A 22264-nucleotide genomic window follows, 5' to 3' on the forward strand; every position below is an offset into this window, starting at 1 on the left:
TCGGGAGCCAAACTGGGCGAACTGGTTCGGTCCAGTACGTCTCGATCCCGGCGTTCACGATCGCTGAAACGAGGCCGAGCAACGATAGGGGATGCCCGCGTATCGGCCGATACCGTGTCCCCGTCCGACGCGTCTCGCGCGACGACCGATCCCGAGAGCAGCGATAGCGACCGGGACGGCGACGATCCGGGAACGACGCTCCGCGATGCCGGTCCGGAGACGGCCGTCCGCGGCGACGAGCCGGCGGCGCGCTGTCCCTACTGTCACCAGCCGTTCCACGAGGCGCGATTCGAGACGCTGCACCGCGGCCTCGAACACCCGTCCGAACTCTCCGATCGCGAACGGGCCGCGTTCGAACGCGCCTACGCCGACGAAGGGGCGGACATTCGCCGGTTCCGGCTGCAGGCGCTCGGGGCACTGCTGCTCGTCTACTTCTGCCTGCTCTTTCTGTACGCGGTGGTCATCTGAGGTGCGAGCGAGTTCCGCCCCGCCCCGAACCGATCTACATTCCCATGTCTTCGGCCGCCGTCGGGATCGGGAGGTCGTGCGGGGAGACCCCCAGCAACTCCGCGGCGTGATCGAGCGCCATGTCGAACCCGTAGTAGCGCTCGAGTTCGTCGCCGTCGGCCGTCGGTCGCACTTTCAGCATCGCATAGCCCTCGAGATTCTGGGCGATCGCGGCGGTCGCGCCGGCCGGGGGGTGAGATCCCGCACCGTCGCCGGTCGCGCCGAACTCGAGGACGCGCTCCGTCTCGGTTTCGTCGTAAGTCGCCCTGATACCGTTCGCCTCGGCCGTTCGATCGTCGGTCATGCTCGACACTCGCGGATCGAGGACCGGGAAGCTATCGGTTCCGGCGAGTTCCCGACAGGGCCGCGACGAGAAGTGTGACTCGAACGCGGGAACCCGACGGCGGGGAATCGACACCGATATTTTCGACCTCCGACAGGATGTGGTCGTGAGCCGAACGGAGTCCCACGAGTCACCGCGACCGATCGCGACGTTTCGCAAGACGCGATCGGTGGCGATTCAGTGGGCCGTCGTCTCCGCGATCGGTTTCTTCGGCTTCGCATACGGGTTCGCGCACGTGCTCGCCGCGATTCGGGGCGTCCCGCTCGAGCCGATCGTCATCCCGGCCTTCGGGCCGTCGGACGCCCTCGTCTGGATCGCCGCCTCGGCGGGACTGGTCGCGCTCGTCGTCCTTCCGCACGAGCTACTCCACGGCGCGTTCATGGCCCGCTACGGCGGGAGTCCGACCTACGGCGTCGGCGTCTCGCACTTCCTGCTGCCGTACGCCTACGCGGAGACGGCGGGGACCAGCTACACTCGGAACCAGTTACTCGTCGCCCTGCTGGCTCCGTTCGTCGGCATCACCGTCGTCGGCCTCGCGGCGATGGTCGTCTATCCGTCCTCGCTGCTGGTCGTACCGCTGGCGGCGAACGCCGCCGGCTCGATCGGCGACCTCTGGATGGCCGCCGTCCTGTGGCAGTACCCCGCGAACGTCCGCGTCTCTCCGCTCGCCGACGGCGACGCGCAGGGGTTCGGCGTCTACGGCTCGAGCGATCGGGACGTCGACCGAGGGACGGGAATGCGGCTGCTCTCGACGGTCGCCGCGGGCGCGGTGGGGACGCTCGCAGTGTGCTCGACCGCGCTGATCGGCGCGGTGTTTCTCTCGCTCGCCGTCGGCTCCGGGACCGTCGTGCTCGGCGACCCGGGCGGTCGCTGGCTGCTCTTCCGGCACGAACTGTACCCCCACGGCACGGTCGTCCTCGAGATCGGTGCCGCGTCGTGGCTCGCCGTTGCGACGCTCGGCGGCCTCGGCTGGGCAGTTATCGACGAGTGCTGCCGATCGATCGGCGCCGACTAATCTCCCGCGACGGATCCGAAACCGTAACGCTCGAGCGTCCGCCGCGTCGAGACTGGGATATGACCAAGTGGCTTCGGAGCGGCCGCCGCCGGGACATCTGTTTCCTGCTCGCCGCCGCGGACGAGGGAGAACTGCGCAGCCAACAGGTGAAATCCCGCCTCGAGTCCCACTACAACGACCACCTCGCGCCGAAGGCGTTCTACGGCTCGCTGTCGGCGCTGGTGGATGCGGGATTCGTCGAGAAACGGACGGAGGGGATCTACGACGTGTACGCGCTCACCGAGGGCGGCGAGCGGCGGGTGCGCGAGCACTACGGCTGGGTGCAGGCGTGTCTCGAGGGAGGGCCGGACGACGGCTGAGTCGCGCTGTCCCGCGTATCTGCACTGAAAACTATACCGCTCAGCCGCGTACGACGACGGAAGCGATGTCCTCCTCGTCAGACGCGAGCGAATCGGCCGACGGATCGTCGGTGACGGTCGAACGCGAGTGGCTCGCGTTCGGTCTCGCACTCGCCATCCTTCAGTTCGTGTTTCTGGTCCTCGTCGTCGGCCTGTTGCAGGTCGACGTCGTCCTCGGACTGGCCGTGGCCGCGACGCTGAGTATCGCCGGTGGGATCGGGAGTATGCTCTTCGTACTGTGGTGGAGGTAGCGCCCGCCCGATGCCGGGGTCGAGGACCGGTCCGTTCAGGCTTCGTCCAGCAACTGATCGCCGATCGTGTTCCGGAGCACCTCGCTGGTTCCCTCGTAGATCTCGTTAAGTTTGGCGTCGCGGTAGAACCGCTGGGCGGCGAAGTCCTTGGTGTAGCCGTAGCCGCCGTGGATCTGGATGCCCTCGTTCGCGACCTCGCGGCTCACTTCGGAGGCGTAGAGCTTGGCCTGCGAGGCGTCCTTGATGTAGTTCTCGCCGCGGATCTTCTTGTCGGCGGCCTTGTGCATCAGCATGCTGGCGGCCTGAATCTTCGTGTCCATATCCGCCAGCTTGTGCTTGATCGACTGGAACTCGCCGATCGGCTGGCCGAACTGCTCGCGCTCGTTCGCGTAGTCGCGAGCCTCCTCGAAGGCGGCGCGGGCGATACCGACGCCGCGTGCGGCGATGGTGATGCGGCCGCCGTTCAAGGTCTTCAGCGCGTGGACGAATCCCTCGCCCTCCTCGCCGAGCAGGCGGTCTTCGGGGATGCGCAGGTCGTCGAACCGGAGTTCGGCGGTCGGACAGCCCTTGTCGCCGAGTTTCTCCTCGGTGCCTTCGACGATGAAGCCGTCGTCCGCCTCGGGTTTGACGACGAACGAGGAGATCCCCTTGTTGCCCGCCTCGGGATCGGTCTTCGCGAAGAGCGTGACCGTGTCCGCGACGGAGCCGTTGGAGATCCAGAGCTTGCCGCCGTCGATCACGTACTCGTCGCCGTCTTTCTCCGCGGTCGTCTCCATCGCCGGCACGTCGCTGCCGGCCCCCGCCTCGGAGAGCGCGAACGCGCCGATATCCTCGCCCGCAGCCAGCGGCGTCAGATACTCCTCCTTCTGTGACTCGTCGCCGAACTCGTAGAGCATGTTACCCGCCAGCGAGGTGTGGGCCGCGACGATCGTTCCCAGGCCGCCCGAGCCTCGCGAAATCTCCTCGAGACCGATCGCGTAGGAGTGGTAGTCCAGTCCGGCGCCGCCGTACTCCTCGGGGAAGGGCATCCCCATCAGCCCCAGTTCGGCCATCTCGCTCACGAGATCGGCGGGGAACTCGTCCTCGTGATCGATCTCGTCGGCGACGGGGACGATCTCCTCGTCGACGAAGTCGGATACCATATCCCGGATCTGTTGCTGCTCGGTCGAGAGTGCGAAGTCCATGCTCGAGATATCGGTACCCGCGTTGTTAGTGGTGTCGCTGGACACGGCCGTTTCGAACTTCGGTCGGGCGAAACGGGTTCCGGCGGGTGACCGACGGACGTCGAGTCGGTGACGGACAGCGAACGCGGATCGGTCGCGAGGTGACGCGATTCGCTCGCGAGGTGAGACGAGACGGTCGGTGACCGATGCGCTTCGCTCGCGGGGTGGACGATCAGTTCGCGGCGATCGTCTCCAGGGCCTCCTCGATCGGCTCGTCGCCCGAGAGGATCTCGAACGTCTCCCCGATCAGGACCTCGTGTTCCAGCGCGGTCACGAGCGTCCGAGCCACGTCTTCGCGGGGGATATCACCGGCGTCCAGCCCGATGTCGTCCCCGACTTCGATCGTCCCGGTCCCGGACTCGTTCGTCAGTTCGCCGGGACGGACGATCGTGTACTCGAGGCCGCTCTGGCGGAGGTACTCGTCGGCTTCGGCTTTCGCCGTCAGGTAGTCCTCGAGCGCGTCTGGACCCGACTCGGGGTCGTCGGCTCCCATCGAACTGAGCATGACGAACCGGTCGACGCCCGCCTCTTCGGCGGTCTCGATCAGGTTGATCGCGCCGTCGCGGTCGACACCGTAGACGTCGTTCCCGCCGGAGCCGGCGACGAAGACGATCGAGTCGCAGCCCTCGACGGCGTGGGAGACGGTCTCCGTCAGATCCGCGACGACCGTTTCGTCGGCCCCCTGCGACGTCATCTCCGCGACCTGGTCGTCGTCGCGGACCATCGCCCTGCCCACGTGGTCGCGCTCTCCGAGAATAGCTGTCACGTGCTGTCCGACCTGTCCGTGAGCGCCGGCAACGAGTACGGTCTGAGTCACGCTCGTGTTTCGCCGGCGTTTGGGATAGCCGTCGTGTCGGAATACGCCGGGTGGTCGTCGTTCGGAAGCGGTCAGGTGGCTGTCGTGTCGAACGCGCCGGGAGTACGTTCGTCGAACTCGACAGGTCGCCGACCGCAATTGCCGACGGAATCGAGCGATCGCGAGTCAGATCGCCAGCCCGGGCGTCGATCGGTCGCACAGGAACGGTACCGCGCCTATCGAACGGAACATTCCGCCGAGACCGCGGTGTTTTTCCGGGGTGGGAACAAACCCTCACAGAGTAGATGACCACGGGCCAGCCCGAATCGCCAACTGACGCCGACCTGGAGTGGTGTTACGACGCGGTTCACGACGTTTCGCGGACTTTTTCGATCACTATTGATCGGCTCGAGGAGCCGATGGCGAAACATATCTGTCTCGGGTACCTCCTCTGTCGCGTCGCAGACACGATCGAGGACGCGGGTCATATCCCGCCGGACACGCAGAGCGACCTGCTCACGACGTACGATCAGTTGCTCGATCCGACCGCCGACCAGACCGTCTCGGCGTTTATGGACGACATCGAGCCGTGGATCCCCGAGGAGCGCACCGACGACTGGACGGTCGTCGCCGAGACGCCGCGGGTCCTGCGGACGTTCGAATCGCTGGACGAGGAGCCCCGCGAGATCATGCGCGACCCCGTCCGCGAACTCGTCGACGGGATGGCGATGTTCACGAGTCGGTACGCCGACGAGGGCGGGCTGCGCCTCCAGACGCTCGAGGAACTCGAGGAGTACTGCTGGTACGCCGCCGGCACCGTCGGCACGCTCATCACCGGACTGGTCGCCCGTGGAGCCTCGCCGGAGCGCGCCGAGGAGATGCGGAACAACGCCCGTTCGTTCGCCCTGCTCTTGCAACTGGTCAACATCGCCAAGGATGTCGAGTCGGACTACCACGAGGAGAACAACGTCTATCTCCCCGCCGAGTGGCTCGCGGAGGAGGACGTCGACCTCGAGGCGGTCACCGACGAGTCCAATCAGCGCGGCGTCACCAACGTCATCAAGCGCGTCACCGGACGGGCCGAAACCTACCTCGACGACGCTCACCGCTACCTCGAGATCGTCCCCGAAACCCACGGCAACCGGCTCTCGGCGTGGGCGATTCCCTACCTGCTCGCCGTCGGCACGATGCGCGAACTCCGCGAGCGCCCCGAAGACGTCGTCCGCGAGGGCGACGTCAAGGTCTCTCGATCGGAGGTGTACGCGCTGCTCCAACTGTTCGAGGAGGATATCTCGCGGTCGCGACTCGACGATCTTCGCAGCGAGATGGCCGAAAAGCCGCTCCATCACTGAACCGTTTCTCCGCCCGGGACCGGGTCGCTTCCGCGTTCGGCAGCGTACCGTCCGATCATCGAGAGGGCGTACCCGACGACGCCGGCTCCGAGTGCCAACGGTACGAACAATAGCCAGGCAGCGATCGGTCCGATCCCGAAGCCGTAGTACGGCGCGAGCGCGGTAGTCGCTACGAGCGGCGAGGCCGTCGCCGGGAGACCGAAGCGCCACGCGGAATCGCCACGCTCGAGTGCGTACCCGAGCGGGAGAAACAGCGCCGCCGCGAGCCCGAACGGGCCGAGAAGGGCAGCCAGGGGCGCGCCGAACGCGAGCCACACGCCCAGCGTGAGCAGGGCCACCGAGCCGACGGCGAATCCGACGACCGCTCGCCGCCCGAGCGTCCAGCCGAACCGGTCACAGACGCCCGAGAGCAACGCGCGTCCGTTCTCGCCGACGATCCGACCGGGGCCGGTGGCGACGCCGAACCGTCCGCCGCCGAGCCGTCCCGCCGCGACGGCCGCGAGACCGACGATGGCGATCGGAGCGAGGCTCGCGACGACGCCGTGTGACAGCACCAGCGGCCCGAAGACGACTGCGGCCGACGACCACGAATCGAGCGTCCCGGTGACGCCGCTCGAGCCGTAGGTCACGTACGTCCGCGACGTGATCCCACCCGCTCCGGTCTCGCCGGGATCGGACTTCGTCCACGTCACCGACCCGTCCTCGGCGCGAGCGTTCGGCGGGGCGTTCGTCACCCGCGTCTCCTCGGGCACGTGAATCGTGACGCGATCGGCCTCGAGGTCGTACCGGTGTTGGGTGCCGCCGGCGTAGAGGTAGTCGAAGACCCAGCCGTCGCCGACGCGGGATTCGGCGACGTTCGGGACGGCGTAGTCCACGCGGACGATACCGTCGTCGATAGACGCCTCGACGTCCCGGGCGTCGTCGATCGCGACGTCGTACTGATACCAACCCTCGTCGACGGCGGCCTCCAGGGCGGCGGGGTCGTTACGATAGGTCTCGGCGGCGCTCTCGTTGACCGGCACGCGTGCGACCCAGCGCGAGTCGCCGTACTCGTCGACGTGCACGTCGAGCGTCCCGGCGTCGGTCGCGCCGTCGACCGAGCCACAGACGCCACAGACCGATAGCGGCGGATGGCCGCCGACGACGAGGCCGGAACTCGCGGCCACGACGACGAGACCGAGGAGGAGGGTTCCGGCGAGGAGGCGGCGAGTGCGACGCGGGAGCGCGTCTGTCCAGGGCATATCTCGTCTGACTGTTTCCCGAGAAAATAAATCTATTCCAACACGTTGTCGGACCGGGTGTCGGTCGGGATCGCTCCGCTCGAGTGCCAACCGTACTCGTCAGGGGTGTCAGTCGTGCTCAAAGTCTCAGTCGCGCTCGCAAGGACCGTCAGTCGTACTCGTAGAACCCCTCACCCGTCTTCTTTCCGAGGTCGCCCGCTTCGACCTTCCGCTTGAGGAGATAGGCCGGAGTGTACCGGTCGCCGAGTTCCTCGTACAGCGTCTCGGTCGCGTGCAGACAGATGTCCAGGCCGATGTGGTCCGCGAGCGTCAGCGGCCCCATCGGGACGTTCGTGCCGAGTTCCATGCCCGCATCGATGTCTTCCTTCGTGGCGACGCCCTCGTCGTAGGTCCGGATCCCCTCGTTGATCCAGGGCATCAGGATTCGGTTCGTCACGAAGCCGGGTTTGTCGTCGGCCTCCCAGGTCGTCTTCTCGAGATCCTCGGCGAGGTCGTGGGCCAGTTCGGTCACTTCACCCGTCGTCTTCTCGCCGACGACGACTTCGACGCCTTCCATGATCGGGACGGGGTTCATGAAGTGCAGGCCGATCACGCGCTCGGGGTGGTCGAGGTCGGCTGCGATCGACGTGATCGAGATGGTGCTCGTGTTCGTCGCGAGCACCACTTCCTCGTCGCAGACGCGCTCGAGGTCGGCAAAGATATCCCGTTTCACATCGAGCTCCTCGAGGGCGGCCTCGATCACGAGGTCGCAGTCAGCGAGGTCGCCGATGGCCGTCGTCCCGTCGATTCACCCGCGGATGGTATCGGGATCCTCCTCGAGGGCGTCCCGACCGTCGAGTCGTCCGAGACTGTCGTCGATCGTGTCGAACCCGCTCTCGACGAACTCCCGTTCGATGTCGCGCATCACCACGTCGTAGCCGTGGGTGGCGGCAACCTGTGCGATGCCGCTGCCCATCGTTCCCGCGCCGACGACGCCGATCCGCTCGAGTTGGTCGCGAACCATACACGCTGTTCGTGGAAACTTACGGTAAGCCTGACGGTGCGTTCGACCGGTAGCGCTCGAGGCCGTCGGGTCCACGCGTGCGACCGGTCCGGATCGTTCCGTCAGAAACTATAACATGCCCCATCTCGACGTACCCTTCATGTGTCGGGAAACGAAGCGAGAACCGGCGTGGGTGTCGGCCATTCGGCTGGCGTTCCTCCGGGGGCAGGTCGACGTCGACGGCGTGATGGAAGAGGCGAATCTGATCCCGGGCTACGAACGAACGGTCCGGGACGTCCTCTCGACGATGGCCGATCGAACCTCCTGGAACCGGTGCCGGGAGCGGAGGACCGTTACGTTCCGGGCGCCGTCCTCATCGAGTCCGAGTAAGCGTTCTGAGGGGACGTGCCCGCCGCCTCGAATTTTCGCTGGCGGATGGCGGTCGGCTGAGACGCTTGGAACGCAGTGACATCACTGAGAGGCGGGGCAGAGTCACTGTGGACCGTGGGGCTCCCAGATCTCAGCGGTCGCGCTCGGAATCGGCCGAAGCGTCGATGTCATCCGGGACGTCGACGTCACGACGCACTCCCGGATCGGCGACGGAAACGAGGACGCTCGCGTCGCTCTCGAGCAGAATCTCGCGGCCGCCGATATCGCCGTCGACGGCCGTAAGCGGCGCGAAAAAGCGTCGGTCGAACAGCACCGGATTACCCCGGACGCCGTCCGACACCGGCGCGATCGCATCGCCGGCGCGCGACGCGTACGCGTCCACCAGCGTCTCGACCGTCGTCGGATCGACGAACGGCATGTCGCCGAGAGCGACGACGACGGCATCGCACTCGCCGTCACGCTCCCGAATCGCTCGTATTCCGGCACGGAGCGACGACGCCTGCCCGGTATCGTACGACTCGTTGACGACCGTTTCGACCGGGAGCCCGTCCAGGGCCGATCGAACCCGCTCCGCTTCGTGGCCGAGCACGACGACGACGGGGTCGACGCGACTTCGAACGAGCGTCCGTGCGGCGCGGCGAACGATCGGTTCGCCGTCGTGTGCCGCCAGCAGCTTGTTTCGACTGCCGAACCGACTGCTCGTTCCGGCGGCGAGCAGGAGGCCGGCCACCGCTGGGGCCGCCGCGCCATCGCCGGTGTCGGTATCAGTATCGTTCTCGTCGGGAGTTCCAGCCCCCTCGGATAGCCGTTCGCCGTCGACGACGGGAAGGTCGCCCGCCGCCGCTCGCTCACCCGTCTCGTCGCTCCGGTCCGCCGTCATCGCTCCAGCACCGTCGCCGGGACGACATCGACCCGCTGGTCGGCGGCGACGGACTCCTTCGTCAGCACGAACCCGTCGGCGCGACTCGCCCGCGTGCTCGAGGAGAGCACGCTCGGGTCGAACGTCTCGTCGTAGACCGGGAGCGCGGAGTCGACGTGGCCGAGCGGCATCGCGACCCCGTCCTCGAGCGTGACCGGAATCGCGTACGTGAAACCGGGCGTCGCGATGTCGACGTCTCGAGCCAGCCGTGCTGACACCGTCGGCAGCGCGTCGTCCCCGGTGAAAAACGGTCGGACGACGAGCGCCGTCACCAGATGCGCGCCGACCGGCTTTCCCGGAATGGCGATCGCTACCGCGTCGTGGTCGGGGAGTCGGGCGACGGCGATCGGTTTGCCCGGCCGGAGTCGAACGCGGTGGAAGAGCACGTCGCCGAGGGCGGCGAGCGAGCGGATAACGTAGTCCTTGTCGCCGACGCTGGTGCCGCCGGTCGTGATGACGACGTCGTGCTCGCGGGCCAGTTCGTCGATCCGCGACTCGACGCGGCCGCTCTCGTCGGGAACCGAGCCCTCGTAGGTCGGCTCGTGACCCCACGCGCGAACGAGTCCGGCCAGCATCGGCGAGTCGAGATCGCGGTGGCGTCCCTCGTGGATCTCCGTCCCGGTCGCGAGCAATCCGACGGAAAGGGGTTCGAAAACCGTCACGTCGTCGTACGCGAGGTCCCCGAGCAACAGCGCGTCCTTCGGCCCGAGACGTTCGTCCGCGTCGAACAGTTGCTCCCCCTCCGCGACGTTGCTCCCGCACTCGTAGACGTAGGCTCCGGGCTCGAGCGCCGGTCCCGAAAGTCGGCCGTCGTCGACGGTCGCCTCCTCTCGCTTGAGTACCGCGTTGGCCGCGGGTGGAAGCGGTGAGCCGGTTGCGATCCGCACTGCGGTCCCGGACTCGAGCGGTGGCGGTTCGTCTTCGGGGAACACCGTCGTCTCGATCACCTCAAGCGGATACTCGTCGGTCGCGTCGAAGGCGAAGCCGTCCATCGTCGCGTGACTCCGTGCGGGGACGTCGCCGGGCGCGTGGATCGGTTCGGCGAGTGTCCGGCCGGCGGATCGCTCGAGCGGGACGCGTTCGGTCTCGCGCCGGGGCAGCCAGTTCGACCGAAGCGTCCGCATTCGCTCGGTAGCCGCCTGTAGCTCGATCAAGTCGTCACCGTCGTGTGGAGTCTCGTCCGTCATCGATCTGGGAGGCTCCCGAGAGCCGATCCGAAACTACCACGAATAGTTATTTGCGTGGTACGGCATAACATACAGTGTGGTAACTAGTATGCACATAGTGCAGGGTTATAAAAGATAACGTGTGCCAGGGAATCACTATCTCGGGCCGCGACCGGGTGGTCGTAATGGAGTTCGATGGCGGATTCGAACTCGAGGAGGTCCCGCCGGAGAAGGCGTGGATCGTCCTCTCGGACCCGGTCGCGGTCAGGAACTACTGGAGTACGATCTCGCGACGATGCCGACGCTGATGGACGACACCCAGGACGTGCTGGTCAACGACACGGCCTACGGCACCCTGACGGCGGCGTACACCAATACCGCGCCGGGCGGCGTCGCGTATCGGTGTTCGTTCCGCGTGACGGAGGCCGTCTCCCTCATCGAGCGGATGGTGAAGGTCCTCGCGGACGAACTCGAGATGGACCCCGCCGAGATCCGGCGGAAGAACTTCATCCAGCCCGATCAGTTCCCCTACGAGAGTCCGACGGGGTGGAACTACGACTCGGACGACTCCGCCGACGCGCCGAGCGTCACGCACGAGGGGACGACCGACCACTTCTGTTGTCACGGCCGTGCCGACAGCTTCCGGACCGATCCCGACGACTATCTCGACGCGGTCGAAGACGAGGAACTGACACCATGACCGACGAGTCGCCGACCGGGGCGTTCGACGCGGTCTCGGAGTCCGCGCTCCGCGAGCGGTTCGAGAAGCTGAACTACGTCGCCGACGACCGCCTCGTCACGACGGTCTACCTCGCGTTGCAACTGGGGCGGCCGCTCCTCGTCGAGGGGCCGCCCGGAAGCGGGAAGACCGAACTCGGCAAGGTCCTCGCCGAGGGCTTCGAGACGGAGCTGATCCGGCTCCAGTGTTACGAGGGGCTGACCGCCGAAAACGCGCTCTACGAGTGGAACTACACGAAACAGCTGCTCGCGGTCCAGTCGAACGAGGGGAGCGTCGGCGCCACGGGGGCGGCCGAGGGCGGAGCGCCCGATCCGAACGCTCGGGATGCTCCGGACGCGCCGGACAGGCCGGACAACTCCGGGTCGGACGCCGAGCGACCCCGTTCCGTGTTCGACGAGGAGTATCTCCTCGAGCGGCCCCTCTTGCGTGCACTCACCGCCGGTGAGGACCGGTCGCCGGTTCTGCTGATCGACGAGATCGACCGCGCCGACGAGGCGTTCGAAGCCTTCCTGCTCGAACTCCTCTCGGATTACCAGGTGTCGATTCCGGAGTTGGGAACGATCAGCGCCGACAATCCGCCGATCGTCGTCCTCACGTCGAACCGAACCCGCGGGCTGAGCGACGCGCTCAAACGGCGGTGCCTGTACCTTCACGTCGAACCGCCGTCGTTCGAGACGGAGTACGAAATCGTCTCCCGCAAGGTGCCGGAACTCGACGCGGCGATCGCGGCCGAAGTGTGTGCCGTCGTCGAACGCCTCCGAGAGGAATCGTTTCTCAAGCGACCCGGCGTCGCCGAGACCCTCGACTGGGCTCGAGCGGTCGCCACGCTGCGATCCGAGGGCCGGAGCGAGTCGCTCTCGATGGACGAAATCGAACGGACGATCGGCTGTCTGCTCAAGGAAGTCGAGGACGTCAGCCGGGTCGATAGCTCGCTTCTGGAACAGCTTCGCGACGCCGCGACCGCGGCCCGCGAGCGAGCCGACACCACCGAACTATGACGCCGCGCCGAACGCCGTCCGAGACCGAGGGGGAAGCGGATCGACTCGAGACCGAGACCGACGGCGGCGGCGGACTCGATCGAACGCCGGCCCGTCACACCGCGCCGGACTTCGAGGCGGCGCGCGAACACGTGCTGACGGAGCTCGTTCGCTTCGTCGGTCGGCTCCGCCGCGAGGGTGCCAGCGTCCCGGCGAGCGCCGCGTTAGAGGGGGCGCGGGCCCTCGCCGTCGTCGGGTTCGCCGACCGCGACCCCGCCGCCGACGCGCTTCGCGCGACCCTGCTCACCGAGTCGGCCGACGACGAGGTGTTCGATGCGGAGTTCCCCGCGTTCTGGCACCGTTTGCGGACCGGAATCGAACGGATTTCGACGCGCGACGACTCGCCCGCGCGGGACGGCGGCGAGACCGACGAGTCGGAGCGACACGCGGCATCGCTACGGGGTTCGGACCTGCCGTCGGGAGCGGAGCCGCCGCCGACCGAATCGGACGACGGCCCCGAGACCGTCGACGGCCGTCTCGCGACCGGTCGCAGGCACGCGACCGGCGAGCGGCCGGAGTCCGACGGCGACGACGGTGACGATGCGCGGCTGTACAGCGCCGTCGGGAGGCGCGAACCCGTTGACGCGTCGCCGAGTCCATTGACCGCCGACGAGACCGCCGCGGTCGATCGGTTTCTCGCCGCGCTGTCGACGATTCCCGGCCGCCGAACGCGCCTCGCCGCCACCGGCGATCGGATCGACGCCCGGCGAGCGCTCCGCGCCAGTCTGGGGACGGGCGGTACCGCGATGGACCTCCCGACTCGCGAACGGGTGCCGAGCGAACTCCACTGTTGCCTGTTGATCGACGTCAGCGGCTCCGTCCTCGACACGATCGATCGCGACACGCTCCTCGCGGTCGCGGACCGACTGCAGACCGCCGCGCGGCGGTCGTCCGTCTTCCTGTTCGATACGGACCTCGTCGAGGCGACCGAGCAGTTCGCGCGAGCGGACGGCGACCCCGCCGGAGCCCTTCGCGACGCCGAGATCGAGTGGGGCGGCGGGACGCGAATCGGAGACGCGTTCGACGCGCTCCGGCGGCGCCATCCCCACGCGGTGGATCGACGAACGGTCGTCGTCGTCATCAGCGACGGACTCGACGTCGGCGATCAGGAGATCCTCGAGGAGAGCGTCACCTGGCTCGCGGGCCGGGCCGACGCGACCATTTGGCTCAATCCGCTCGCGGTTTCGCCGGCGTACGAGCCGCGCTCGCGAGGGATGGCGACAGTGCTTCCCTACGTCGACGGGCTGTTCGGCTTCGCGACGCCGACCGATCTCGACGAGGCGGCGCGACAGCTCGAGCGCTACGGGATCGACGGCCCGATCGGGTTCGAGCACGACCCCCGTCGCAGGAGGCCCGACGCCGAGACCGACGACGGTGGAGGTGACCGCGGATGATCGACCCCATCCGACCGGCCATCGTCGACCGGCTCCGTAGCCGCGGGATCCCGGAGGCCGCGCCGCCGGAAGCGACGGTCGTCCTGATCGGCGCGACCGCGTCCGGCCTCCCGGAACCGGCGTTCGAGGCCGACGTGGACGTCGTCGCCGGGGCCGACGTGGTCGCTCCCGATCGGGTTCGCGACGCCGTCAAGCAGGGTGCGTGCGGAACCGATTTGCACGACGCCGGCGTTCGGAAGGTGTACACGGTGGCCGACGGCGTCGCCGATCCGGATGGGGGGCTACGGGGACCGACGAGATCGAACGAACCCGTGGAACGAAGCGAGCGACGGAGCGACACGACCGACAGGAGCGACTCGAACCAATGACACGAAGTAACTGGAGTGTTCCGGAGACCGAGGTGGTACAGCGCATTCACGAGCGTCTCGACGCGGACGGAACCGACGTCCTCGCGACGATCGTCGACGTCGAGGGAAACGCGTACCGGCGGCCGGGCGCGAAGATGCTCCTCGACGAAGCGGGCGACGGCGTCGGCAGCATTACGGCCGGCTGCCTCGAGGACGAGCTCCTCGTCGCGGCGGAGTCGGTTCGGGACCGCGGCCGTCCGGAGCTGGTGACGTACGATCTGATGGAGGACGACGACGACGTCTGGGGCCTCGGCGTCGGCTGTAACGGGATCATCGACGTCCTGCTGGAGCCGCTGACCGACGCCTATCGCCCGGCCGTCGAAGCCTTCGACGACGGTCGAAGCGTGGCCGTTCTCACCGTTCTCGAGGGGGAGGGCGGACCGCTCGCTCGCGGCGATCGAGCGTACTACCATCCCGACGAGGGAGTCCTCGCGACGCCGGACGGTGAGCCGGCGACGGAGTGGCCCGACGACCTCTCGGGTCCCGCGACCGATCTCGCCGAGCGCGGACGAGCCGACGTCGTCGAACTCTCGGTTGGGGGAGAACAACTCGAGGTGTTCGTCGACGGGCTCGCGGCGCCGACGGAGCTGGTCGTTTTCGGATCCGGTCACGACGTCGGGCCGGTCACCGAACTGGCCGCGAAGAACGACTTTCGGGTCACCGTGGTCAGCTTTCGAGGAAGCGTCGACCTCGAGGAGCGGTTCCCCGACGCCGACGAAACGGTGACCACGTCGCCGGCGGCGATCGACGAGGCGATCGACCTCGACGACCGCACGTACGCGGTCGTCATGACGCACAATTTCGTCGACGATCGGTTGACGATCGAACGATTGCTGGACTCGCCCGTCCCGTACGTGGGACTGATGGGGCCACACGAACGGTTCCAGGAGATGACCGAGGCGTTCGAGAGCGAGGGGACGACGTTCGACGAGGCGGCGCTGTCGTCGCTGTACACGCCGATCGGTCTCGATCTCGGCGGCGGTTCGCCCTACCAGATCGCACACAGCATCGTCGCGGAGGTGCTGGCGGTGTCCAACGATCGGACACCGCGCCACCTGAGACGGCGTGAGGGCCACATTCACGACCGAGTGAGCGTCGGCTCGGAGAGCGACGGCTCCACGCAGTAACGCGGCGCTCCCGGACGCGAATTTTCAGACAGGGCTGGCGTCGCGCTCCGAGGCGCCAACGAACGGAGTAACCTTCAAGACGAACGCGTGTGAGTTCCAGACAGATTCGGTGAATGGTGTGAGTAAGAAGAACGTCGTCAGGGGTCGGAATGTGGAGACGGGGAGCGATAGCGGCGACGAGCGGACCGAAACCGTCGACCTCGGCATCGGTATCTCGGTCGATCTCGAGGTCGATGCCATCGAGACCGTCGACGCCGACGACGGCGTCGAACTCGCGTTCGACGAACGGGAGATGCTTGAGTCAGCCGACGACGGAACCGGAGGCGAATCGACCCTCGCTACCGGTTCGGAGACCGACTCCGAATGCAGAGAGGCCCTCGAGACGGCGGATATCGATCCCGATTCGGTTTCGGAGAAGGAGTACTCTTACCGGATGTTGCTGGACGCGGGTGTCGACGAGTCGATCGCGGACGCGCTGCGGCGGCAGTTCTCGCTGCCGTGGTCGTTCGAGAGCGACGGCGACCTCGAGCGTCGGTCGAGCGAGGTCCGCGGGCTCGGAGCGGCCGAACGCGAGTGGATCTCCGCGAGCGGCGACGAGGACTGGCAGGCGTTCGAGTACGAACACGCGACCGACGCGACGGTCGGGCGGGAGCCGCCGTCGGAGCGCCCGTGTCCCAGGCCGACGCCGGTGACGGCGGTGACGGGCGTCGGCCCCGACGACGCCGACGAACTGGCCGAGGCCGGCGTTTGCTCGGCGGAGCGGCTGGCGACGATCAGCGCGTTCGACGTCGCTCGAGTCCTCGATCTGAACGTCGTTCACGTTCGGACGTGGCGACACAACGCCCGGGAATTGCTCGAGTGACGAAACTCGGCCCGGTAAATTTCAACGATCGGGGAGGAATCCGGGCGGTTCACCGCGGAGATAACTACGATAGTACGTAATTTCGATAATCCGGACCATCAGAGATTTATAGCGGCCTGTTGGACCCTCTTACAGATGATTCCGATCGACGATTCACCGATCGTACGCGACGGTAAGTCACTGATTCTGGCGATGGATCACGGATTAGAGCACGGTCCAGTCGACTTCGAGGAGGTGCCGGAGAAGCTCGACCCGTCGACGGTGTTCGAGACGGCGACGCACGACGCCGTCAGTGCGATGGCCGTCCAGAAGGGGATCGCCGAGGGCTACTACCCCAGCTACGAGGACGACGTCAACCTCCTGTTGAAGCTCAACGGGACCTCGAACCTCTGGATGGGCGAACCCGACTCGCCGGTCAACTGCTCGGTCGACTACGCCGCCGAACTCGGTGCCGACGCCGTCGGCTTCACCGTCTACAGCGGTTCCAATCACGAGGTCGAGATGTTCGAGGAGTTCCGCGACGCCCAGGAGCAGGCCCGCGAGCACGACCTGCCGATGGTCATGTGGTCCTACCCGCGCGGACAGGGGCTGAAAAACGACACCAAGCCCGGCACGATCTCCTACGCGACCCGGATCGCACTCGAGATCGGCGCCGACATCGCGAAGGTCAAGTACCCCGGCAGCCCCGAGGCGATGGAACACGCCTGCAAGGCCGCCGGCGACATGAACGTCGTCATGAGCGGCGGGTCGAAGACCTCCGACTACGACTTCCTCTCGACCGTCGAAGCCGCAGTACAGGCCGGCTGTAAGGGTCTCGCCGTCGGCCGCAACGTCTGGCAGCGAGAGAACCCGACGCGGATCCTCGACGCCCTCGAGCGCGTCATCTACGAGGAAGAGACGGCCGACGCCGCACTCGAGGCCACGGAATAGGATGACGGTGTCCGATCCAGTCGTCGAGAGCGTGATCGCGACGATCAGCCGCTCGGCGACCGAGATCAGACAGGGGCTCATCGGCCGTCGCAGCACCGTCGACGAGGAGAATCCCAGCGGCGAGACGCAGGTCGAAGCCGACGTCTGGGCGGACGACCTGCTCGGCGACCGACTCGCCGGCATCGACGGCGTCGGTCAGTACGCGAGCGAGGAACGAGCCGACGTCGAGGACTGCGGCGGCGACCCGGCGACGGAGGACGTCTACGCGGTCGCCGTCGATCCGCTGGACGGCTCCTCGAACCTCAAGTCGAACAACGCGATGGGAACGATCTTCGGCGTCTACGACGACGCGCTCCCCGCTCGAGGCGAGACGCTCGTCGCCGCGGGCTACATCCTGTACGGGCCGATCACGACGATGGTGCTCGCCACCGAGGAGTCCGTCACGGAGTATGAACTGACCGGCGGCGAACGGACCGTCGTCGAACGGGACGTCCGGCTTCCCGACGATCCGGTCGTCTACGGCTTCGGCGGTCGCGTTCCCGACTGGCCCGACGACTTTCAGCGCTACGCCCGCGAGATCGAGCGGGAGCTCAAACTCCGGTACGGCGGCGCCATGATCGGCGACGTCAACCAGGTGCTCACCTACGGTGGAATCTTCGGCTATCCCGGCCTCGAGTCCCGGCCCGAAGGCAAACTTCGCCTCCAGTTCGAGGGGAACCCCATCGGCTACATCGTCGAACGCGCCGGGGGTCGCTCCTCGAACGGAGTGCAGTCGCTGCTGTCCGTCGAGCCCGACGGCCTCCACGACCGAACGCCGGTCCACGTCGGCACCGGCGACCTGATCGAGCGTCTCGAGGATCGGCTCGCGTAGTCGCGACTCGATTCCCGCGGTCCGCTTTTTTCGCCGGTCTCGGGCAGCCGATTTGGTGGACCCGTTCGCGACGGTTAGTGGATCCGTTCGGTCCGGTATCGACCGACTACTGGCGACGCTACTCGCTCGAACCCGTCCACGTCGCCGTCAGGGCGACGTACAGGCCGATGCCGAGTAGCAACAGCAGGTAAAACGACCACTGTGGCCACGACGTCCCGAGAAAGATCAGCGTCAGGAACACGACCCAGCAGGTGACGATGAGCAGATCACCGACGAGTCGAGCGACGTTTCTCACGATTCCGCTTGACGGGCGATCCGAGCGGTCGGAACTGGTGGAGTTATCGGTTGCCATTGGGTTGACGGGGGACGGAGTGTAGGTGTCGAGTGATCATCGGTATCCGGTTGGTTAGAAGTGATAGCCGTAGTTCTCGGTCAGTCTGTAGGCGCCGACGCCCCAGACGTAGCTCTGCCCCGGCCACCAGGTGCGGGCGTTGTTGAATCCCGCGATGAGGACGTCTTCGTCGTCGCCCTGCGGATCCGAGTAGTAACTCACCGAGCCGCTGTCGCCGTCGGTCAGATCCATCTCGCCGCCCCAGCGGATCTGGCCGTGCCGACAGAAGTTGTCGGTGAAACAGGTGACCGCATCGATACCCTGAATCTTTCCCCTGGTGTGGCCGGTCACCGCACCGACCTTCTCGAGTTCCTCGTTACGAGCGATGAGATCCGCGAGTCCGAGTCGGGTGAGCTGGCCACGCACACGCGACGGCGACGGTGTATCGATCGCGGTCGAGGGCTGCACCCGACCCTCGGGCTTGATCGCGGCGACGTCCTCGGCCGGATGGGCGTGTGAGACGGACCCCAATTCGACGGAGTCGGACCCATCGACCGGGAGGCTGAGCCGGTCGCCGCTCGGATCGGCACCGCCTTCGAACGCGTGTTCGGCGGTCACGAAGAACTCCTGTTCGCTGTCGGGATCGTACATGACGGGGCCCAGCGTCGCGATGCTGTCCGCCGTCTCGCAGGCGACACCGCTCGGAACATCGTCACTCGAGACGGAGTCGACGAGTCGCGGCTCGATATCCTGAGGGCCGCCGTCCTCGATGTCGTCGACGTCGCCGATCGTCTCGATATCGAGGGAGATGTCCTCGAAGAGCCTATCGAACGTCTCTCTGAACGAACTCGGGTCGCTCGAGATGCCGACGGAGACGGTGGCCGTTCCGCTGTCGTACGAGCCGGGAACGACCGCGCTCCCGAGATAGCCGGTAAACGCCGTTCGTGACAGCAACTCGTTCAGTTCGAGGGCCTTCTGGACGGACGCGTACCACTCCGCGGGAACGGATCGCGTTCGCTCCTCGAGCGACCACGGGTCGTCGGGGTCGGCTCGGACGTATGCCGTGACGATGGGGACCTCGCCGTCCTCGGCCGCGAGGAAGTCGTCGACGCCGAGCGCTCCGGCGACGCCGAGCGCGTAGCCGCCGGTAACGAGGGTCCGAAGAAACTCGCGACGATCCATGCCGGTCTCGACCCGGTCACGAATCGTTGCGATCCGATGAACGAGATGCTCAGTGTGTGTGCCTTCCATACCGCGATTCTGGTGTCTGCAATGTGCGTTCAGTCCACGACGCTAAAGCTAATGTCCACATACATCGGCGGGCCGATGGTACCCGAATATAACGACGAAATCGGCGATACCGATTGTGCCTGCACCTGCTACTCGTTTTGTATCACGCGTTTTGTGACCTGTAGACGGCAACGGGAGCAGTATCGAAACGTTCGTAGGCGGTCACAAACCCGGTCCCGATATAAAACCTGTACGACTGAACGCGAGCGTTCGTATCGGTTCGCCATCCAGTAATAACTGTCTTCGTGCTGGTGACCACGAAGGCAGCTACTGGCGGGCAGCAGTTGCCCACTAGTGCGACTCACTCCCGATCGGTTCGCGTCCACGACACACGATCCTCCTCATCCCTCGTGGCGAGCTCCGAACGATCAGTGTTGGTCGGACGCGAACCGTTTTTCTCCTCTCCTCTGTGCCGTTCCCCCCGCTGACAGCTGTGTGTACTCGTTCGATCGCTGCTGAACGATGTCCTCGGTCGGTCACGGGCTCCACTGTAGCGTTCGAGTCGCCGCCGATCTAGGTTCCGGAGCGACGGGAAACCGGGTCCGATCGGCGAAAACGGTTTTTGGTCCCCCCACACATCGTATATCATGCACGTCCGTATCGCGGCAGGGGCATCCGCCGAGGAAGCGTCGGCTATCGCCGCCGCACTGGCCGAACACGTCGGCGAATCGGTCGAGGTGTACGTTGGTGACGACGACGAGCCGCTGGCGACTCAGGAGACGCCAGACTCAGGAGCGTCCGGGGAGATGCAACCCGGGTCCGGCTCTGGAACCGACGCTCCCTCGAGCGAATCCGCAGGGACCGGACAGCCGGACGACCTCGGCCCGACCGACCGCGAGCGACGGCTTCGGGCGGAGATCGAGGATATCCTCGAGGGCGGCCCCGAGAAGTATCGCGAGCAACTGGAAGAGACGGACAAACTGTTCGTCCGGGACCGCCTCGAGCTGTGGTTCGACGGCGAGAACAGCGCGTTCCAGTTCGAGGACGGCAGGTTCGCGGCGTTCGACGACTGGCATCCCGACGGCACCGGCGAGGAGACCGACGATCGGCTGCCGGCGGACGGACTCATCACCGGCGGAGCGACTTTCGAGGGACGGGACGTCCACTTCATGGCCAACGACTACACCGTCAAACGCGGGAGCATGGCCAAGAAGGGCGTCGAGAAGTTCCTGCGGATGCAACAGCGCGCGCTGAAGACCGGGCGGCCGGTGTTCTACCTGATGGACTCCTCCGGCGGCCGGATCGACCAACAGACCGGCTTCTTCGCGAACCGCGAGGGGATCGGGAAGTACTACTACAACCACTCGATGCTCTCGGGGCGAGTCCCGCAGGTCTGCGTGCTCTACGGCCCGTGTATCGCCGGGGCCGCGTACACGCCCGTCTTCGCCGACTTCACGATCATGGTCGAGGGGATGTCCGCGATGGCGATCGCCTCGCCGCGGATGGTCCAGATGGTCACCGGCGAAGAGATCGATCTCGAGGAACTCGGCGGCCCGCAGGTCCACGCTCGGGAGTCCGGCTCCGCCGATCTGATCGCGGAAGACGAGGAACACGCCCGGGAGCTCGTCGCCCAACTGATCACCTACCTGCCGGACAACTCGGACGAGAAGCCGCCCCGGCAGGAGCCGACGGCGCCGTCCCGATCGCCCGGCGGAATCGATTCAGTCGTCCCGCAATCGCCGAACAGGGGCTACGACATGACCGACGTCATCGATCGAATCGTGGATTCGGGGTCCTACTTCGAGTTACGGCCCGATTACGGGCCCGAAATCATCACGGCCTACGCCCGAATCGACGGCCGACCGGTGGGAATCGTGGCCAACCAACCCGCACAACGCGCCGGAGCGATCTTCCCCGACGCCGCCGAGAAGGCCGCGGAGTTCGTCTGGAAGTCCGACGCGTTCAACATTCCCTTACTCTACCTCTGTGACACGCCGGGATTCATGGCCGGCTCGCAGGTCGAAAAGGAGGGCATCCTCGAGCAGGGCAAGAAGATGATCTACGCGACGTCGTCGGCGACGGTCCCGAAACAGACCGTCGTCGTCCGGAAGGCCTACGGAGCGGGGATCTACGCGATGGGCGGCCCCGCTTACGACCCCGAGAGCGTCCTCGGGCTCCCCTCCGGCGAGATCGCGATCATGGGTCCCGAGGCGGCGATCAACGCCGTCTACGCGCGCAAGCTCTCCGAGATCGACGATCCGGAGGAGCGCGAGCGGATGGAACGGGAACTTCGCGAGGAGTACCGCGAGGACATCGACGTCCACCGGATGGCCAGCGAGGTCGTCATCGACGAGATCGTTCCTCCGAGCGAGTTGCGCGCGGAACTCGCCGCCCGGTTCGCGTTCTACGAGGACGTCGAGAAGTCCCTGCCGGACAAGAAACACGGAACCGTGCTCTGATACCGAGCAGCGCCGCTGGTAGTGACCGGTTTCTCGAGCGATCGGCTCGCCGTTTCTCCGCGCTCGTCTCGCCGGTTCGCGGATAGCCGCCTCGACCGTCTCCCAGGCCGCGTCGTCGACGGATTCGATCCGCCCTCGAGTCGGCCCTGCGTCGGTTTCGAGTCGATCGTAGTGACTGTTTGAGACGGATTTCACGGCGTTTGATGCTGGTTACCGTACCGAAATGCCGAGGCCGAGCGGCCTACGCCTGGCATAACAATACCCCGTTTGCTCGAAGCGCAGCGTGCGAGCGGC

General features: G+C 66.6%; 24 protein-coding genes and 1 pseudogene. 16 read left to right on the forward strand and 9 right to left on the reverse strand.

Annotated features, from left to right (window positions below):
- Positions 1-114 precede the first annotated feature (114 nt).
- Complete coding sequence (locus ACSFC7_RS11615; RefSeq protein WP_436347843.1) at positions 115-468, forward strand: DUF7410 domain-containing protein; 354 nt, start codon at positions 115-117, stop codon at positions 466-468.
- 34 nt (positions 469-502) lie between these two features.
- Here the strand turns inward: ACSFC7_RS11615 and ACSFC7_RS11620 are convergent, their stop codons facing one another.
- The gene (locus ACSFC7_RS11620) at positions 503-811 is read right to left on the reverse strand and encodes a DUF7111 family protein (protein WP_436347844.1); all 309 of its coding nucleotides are present in this window, start codon (positions 809-811) and stop codon (positions 503-505) included.
- A gap of 145 nt (positions 812-956) precedes the next feature.
- Here ACSFC7_RS11620 and ACSFC7_RS11625 point away from each other — a divergent pair, with 145 nt between their 5' ends.
- The 3 genes from ACSFC7_RS11625 to ACSFC7_RS11635 all read left to right on the forward strand — a co-directional run bounded on the left by ACSFC7_RS11625 (position 957) and on the right by ACSFC7_RS11635 (position 2514).
- A complete protein-coding gene (locus ACSFC7_RS11625; RefSeq protein ID WP_436347945.1) occupies positions 957-1865 on the forward strand; it encodes a DUF3267 domain-containing protein in 909 nt (302 codons plus the stop codon).
- A 59-nt stretch (positions 1866-1924) separates the two neighbouring features.
- The gene (locus ACSFC7_RS11630) at positions 1925-2224 is read left to right on the forward strand and encodes a PadR family transcriptional regulator (protein ID WP_436347845.1); all 300 of its coding nucleotides are present in this window, start codon (positions 1925-1927) and stop codon (positions 2222-2224) included.
- 65 nt (positions 2225-2289) lie between these two features.
- The gene (locus tag ACSFC7_RS11635) at positions 2290-2514 is read left to right on the forward strand and encodes a hypothetical protein (protein ID WP_436347846.1); all 225 of its coding nucleotides are present in this window, start codon (positions 2290-2292) and stop codon (positions 2512-2514) included.
- Positions 2515-2549: 35 nt separating this feature from the next.
- On the opposite strand, the gene ACSFC7_RS11640 is transcribed toward ACSFC7_RS11635, so the two are convergent.
- A complete protein-coding gene (locus ACSFC7_RS11640) occupies positions 2550-3698 on the reverse strand; it encodes an acyl-CoA dehydrogenase (RefSeq protein ID WP_436347947.1) in 1149 nt (382 codons plus the stop codon).
- Between the two features lie 211 nt (positions 3699-3909).
- Positions 3910-4554 carry an SDR family oxidoreductase gene (locus ACSFC7_RS11645; protein WP_436347847.1) on the reverse strand — a complete coding sequence of 215 codons (645 nt, stop codon included), beginning with the start codon at positions 4552-4554 and terminating at the stop codon, positions 3910-3912.
- Between the two features lie 284 nt (positions 4555-4838).
- Here ACSFC7_RS11645 and ACSFC7_RS11650 point away from each other — a divergent pair, with 284 nt between their 5' ends.
- A complete protein-coding gene (locus tag ACSFC7_RS11650) occupies positions 4839-5885 on the forward strand; it encodes a phytoene/squalene synthase family protein (protein WP_436347848.1) in 1047 nt (348 codons plus the stop codon).
- Here the strand turns inward: ACSFC7_RS11650 and ACSFC7_RS11655 are convergent.
- Both ACSFC7_RS11655 and ACSFC7_RS11660 read right to left on the reverse strand, forming a co-directional pair.
- Complete coding sequence (locus ACSFC7_RS11655; RefSeq protein ID WP_436347849.1) at positions 5879-7126, reverse strand: hypothetical protein; 1248 nt, start codon at positions 7124-7126, stop codon at positions 5879-5881. The two genes, ACSFC7_RS11650 and ACSFC7_RS11655, sit on opposite strands and share 7 nt — an antisense overlap.
- A gap of 148 nt (positions 7127-7274) precedes the next feature.
- A pseudogene (locus tag ACSFC7_RS11660) lies at positions 7275-8129 on the reverse strand (3-hydroxyacyl-CoA dehydrogenase family protein).
- 139 nt (positions 8130-8268) lie between these two features.
- Between ACSFC7_RS11660 and ACSFC7_RS11665 the strand changes: the two are divergent.
- Positions 8269-8577, forward strand: coding sequence for a hypothetical protein (locus ACSFC7_RS11665; protein WP_436347850.1), 309 nt, complete (start codon positions 8269-8271; stop codon positions 8575-8577).
- 51 nt (positions 8578-8628) lie between these two features.
- On the opposite strand, the gene ACSFC7_RS11670 is transcribed toward ACSFC7_RS11665, so the two are convergent.
- Together ACSFC7_RS11670 and ACSFC7_RS11675 are read right to left on the reverse strand one after the other, a co-directional pair.
- Positions 8629-9378 carry a nucleotidyltransferase family protein gene (locus tag ACSFC7_RS11670; protein WP_436347851.1) on the reverse strand — a complete coding sequence of 250 codons (750 nt, stop codon included), beginning with the start codon at positions 9376-9378 and terminating at the stop codon, positions 8629-8631.
- Complete coding sequence (locus tag ACSFC7_RS11675) at positions 9375-10604, reverse strand: molybdopterin molybdotransferase MoeA (protein WP_436347852.1); 1230 nt, start codon at positions 10602-10604, stop codon at positions 9375-9377. The genes ACSFC7_RS11670 and ACSFC7_RS11675 overlap by 4 nt, the downstream gene beginning before the upstream one ends.
- 164 nt (positions 10605-10768) lie before the next feature.
- On the opposite strand from ACSFC7_RS11675, the gene ACSFC7_RS11680 reads away from it, so the two are divergent.
- The 9 genes from ACSFC7_RS11680 (at position 10769) to ACSFC7_RS11720 (ending at position 17950) form a co-directional block, all read left to right on the forward strand.
- Complete coding sequence (locus ACSFC7_RS11680) at positions 10769-10891, forward strand: hypothetical protein (RefSeq protein ID WP_436347853.1); 123 nt, start codon at positions 10769-10771, stop codon at positions 10889-10891.
- On the forward strand, positions 10891-11283 hold the full coding sequence (locus ACSFC7_RS11685; protein ID WP_436347854.1) for a molybdopterin cofactor-binding domain-containing protein: 393 nt from the start codon (positions 10891-10893) through the stop codon (positions 11281-11283). Before ACSFC7_RS11680 ends, ACSFC7_RS11685 begins: the two co-directional genes overlap by 1 nt.
- Positions 11280-12320, forward strand: coding sequence for an AAA family ATPase (locus ACSFC7_RS11690; RefSeq protein ID WP_436347855.1), 1041 nt, complete (start codon positions 11280-11282; stop codon positions 12318-12320). Before ACSFC7_RS11685 ends, ACSFC7_RS11690 begins: the two co-directional genes overlap by 4 nt.
- Positions 12317-13753, forward strand: coding sequence for a VWA domain-containing protein (locus ACSFC7_RS11695; RefSeq protein ID WP_436347856.1), 1437 nt, complete (start codon positions 12317-12319; stop codon positions 13751-13753). Before ACSFC7_RS11690 ends, ACSFC7_RS11695 begins: the two co-directional genes overlap by 4 nt.
- Entirely contained in the window at positions 13750-14121 is a 372-nt protein-coding gene (locus ACSFC7_RS11700; RefSeq protein WP_436347857.1) for a Rossmann-like domain-containing protein, read from the forward strand. Before ACSFC7_RS11695 ends, ACSFC7_RS11700 begins: the two co-directional genes overlap by 4 nt.
- Positions 14118-15287, forward strand: a complete 1170-nt coding sequence (locus ACSFC7_RS11705; RefSeq protein ID WP_436347858.1) for an XdhC family protein — start codon at positions 14118-14120, stop codon at positions 15285-15287. The genes ACSFC7_RS11700 and ACSFC7_RS11705 overlap by 4 nt, the downstream gene beginning before the upstream one ends.
- A 118-nt stretch (positions 15288-15405) precedes the next feature.
- Entirely contained in the window at positions 15406-16149 is a 744-nt protein-coding gene (locus ACSFC7_RS11710) for a hypothetical protein (protein ID WP_436347859.1), read from the forward strand.
- Between the two features lie 135 nt (positions 16150-16284).
- On the forward strand, positions 16285-17079 hold the full coding sequence (locus ACSFC7_RS11715; protein WP_436347860.1) for a class I fructose-bisphosphate aldolase: 795 nt from the start codon (positions 16285-16287) through the stop codon (positions 17077-17079).
- A gap of 1 nt (position 17080) precedes the next feature.
- Complete coding sequence (locus tag ACSFC7_RS11720) at positions 17081-17950, forward strand: class 1 fructose-bisphosphatase (protein WP_436347861.1); 870 nt, start codon at positions 17081-17083, stop codon at positions 17948-17950.
- Between the two features lie 118 nt (positions 17951-18068).
- Here the strand turns inward: ACSFC7_RS11720 and ACSFC7_RS11725 are convergent, their stop codons facing one another.
- Entirely contained in the window at positions 18069-18302 is a 234-nt protein-coding gene (locus ACSFC7_RS11725; protein WP_436347862.1) for a hypothetical protein, read from the reverse strand.
- 54 nt (positions 18303-18356) lie between these two features.
- On the reverse strand, positions 18357-19532 hold the full coding sequence (locus ACSFC7_RS11730) for a hypothetical protein (protein ID WP_436347863.1): 1176 nt from the start codon (positions 19530-19532) through the stop codon (positions 18357-18359).
- 626 nt (positions 19533-20158) lie between these two features.
- On the opposite strand from ACSFC7_RS11730, the gene ACSFC7_RS11735 reads away from it, so the two are divergent.
- Complete coding sequence (locus ACSFC7_RS11735; RefSeq protein WP_436347864.1) at positions 20159-21970, forward strand: acyl-CoA carboxylase subunit beta; 1812 nt, start codon at positions 20159-20161, stop codon at positions 21968-21970.
- The last annotated feature ends 294 nt before the right edge of the window (positions 21971-22264 follow it).

This window comes from Natronorubrum halobium (assembly GCF_051351675.1).
Classification (GTDB): Archaea; Halobacteriota; Halobacteria; order Halobacteriales; family Natrialbaceae; genus Natronorubrum.

Bases quoted from the DNA above. Each gene is read 5' to 3' on its own strand.
- ACSFC7_RS11665 (WP_436347850.1), top strand. From the start codon at position 8,269: ATGTGTCGGGAAACGAAGCGAGAACCGGCGTGGGTGTCGGCCATTCGG.
- ACSFC7_RS11730 (WP_436347863.1), bottom strand. From the start codon at position 19,532: ATGGAAGGCACACACACTGAGCATCTCGTTCATCGGATCGCAACGATT.
- ACSFC7_RS11725 (WP_436347862.1), bottom strand. From the start codon at position 18,302: ATGGCAACCGATAACTCCACCAGTTCCGACCGCTCGGATCGCCCGTCA.
- ACSFC7_RS11640 (WP_436347947.1), bottom strand. From the start codon at position 3,698: ATGGACTTCGCACTCTCGACCGAGCAGCAACAGATCCGGGATATGGTA.
- ACSFC7_RS11705 (WP_436347858.1), top strand. From the start codon at position 14,118: ATGACACGAAGTAACTGGAGTGTTCCGGAGACCGAGGTGGTACAGCGC.
- ACSFC7_RS11695 (WP_436347856.1), top strand. From the start codon at position 12,317: ATGACGCCGCGCCGAACGCCGTCCGAGACCGAGGGGGAAGCGGATCGA.
- ACSFC7_RS11670 (WP_436347851.1), bottom strand. From the start codon at position 9,378: ATGACGGCGGACCGGAGCGACGAGACGGGTGAGCGAGCGGCGGCGGGC.
- ACSFC7_RS11735 (WP_436347864.1), top strand. From the start codon at position 20,159: ATGCACGTCCGTATCGCGGCAGGGGCATCCGCCGAGGAAGCGTCGGCT.
- ACSFC7_RS11650 (WP_436347848.1), top strand. From the start codon at position 4,839: ATGACCACGGGCCAGCCCGAATCGCCAACTGACGCCGACCTGGAGTGG.
- ACSFC7_RS11715 (WP_436347860.1), top strand. From the start codon at position 16,285: ATGATTCCGATCGACGATTCACCGATCGTACGCGACGGTAAGTCACTG.
- ACSFC7_RS11635 (WP_436347846.1), top strand. From the start codon at position 2,290: ATGTCCTCCTCGTCAGACGCGAGCGAATCGGCCGACGGATCGTCGGTG.
- ACSFC7_RS11720 (WP_436347861.1), top strand. From the start codon at position 17,081: ATGACGGTGTCCGATCCAGTCGTCGAGAGCGTGATCGCGACGATCAGC.
- ACSFC7_RS11655 (WP_436347849.1), bottom strand. From the start codon at position 7,126: ATGCCCTGGACAGACGCGCTCCCGCGTCGCACTCGCCGCCTCCTCGCC.
- ACSFC7_RS11680 (WP_436347853.1), top strand. From the start codon at position 10,769: ATGGAGTTCGATGGCGGATTCGAACTCGAGGAGGTCCCGCCGGAGAAG.
- ACSFC7_RS11690 (WP_436347855.1), top strand. From the start codon at position 11,280: ATGACCGACGAGTCGCCGACCGGGGCGTTCGACGCGGTCTCGGAGTCC.
- ACSFC7_RS11630 (WP_436347845.1), top strand. From the start codon at position 1,925: ATGACCAAGTGGCTTCGGAGCGGCCGCCGCCGGGACATCTGTTTCCTG.
- ACSFC7_RS11675 (WP_436347852.1), bottom strand. From the start codon at position 10,604: ATGACGGACGAGACTCCACACGACGGTGACGACTTGATCGAGCTACAG.
- ACSFC7_RS11620 (WP_436347844.1), bottom strand. From the start codon at position 811: ATGACCGACGATCGAACGGCCGAGGCGAACGGTATCAGGGCGACTTAC.
- ACSFC7_RS11685 (WP_436347854.1), top strand. From the start codon at position 10,891: ATGGACGACACCCAGGACGTGCTGGTCAACGACACGGCCTACGGCACC.
- ACSFC7_RS11700 (WP_436347857.1), top strand. From the start codon at position 13,750: ATGATCGACCCCATCCGACCGGCCATCGTCGACCGGCTCCGTAGCCGC.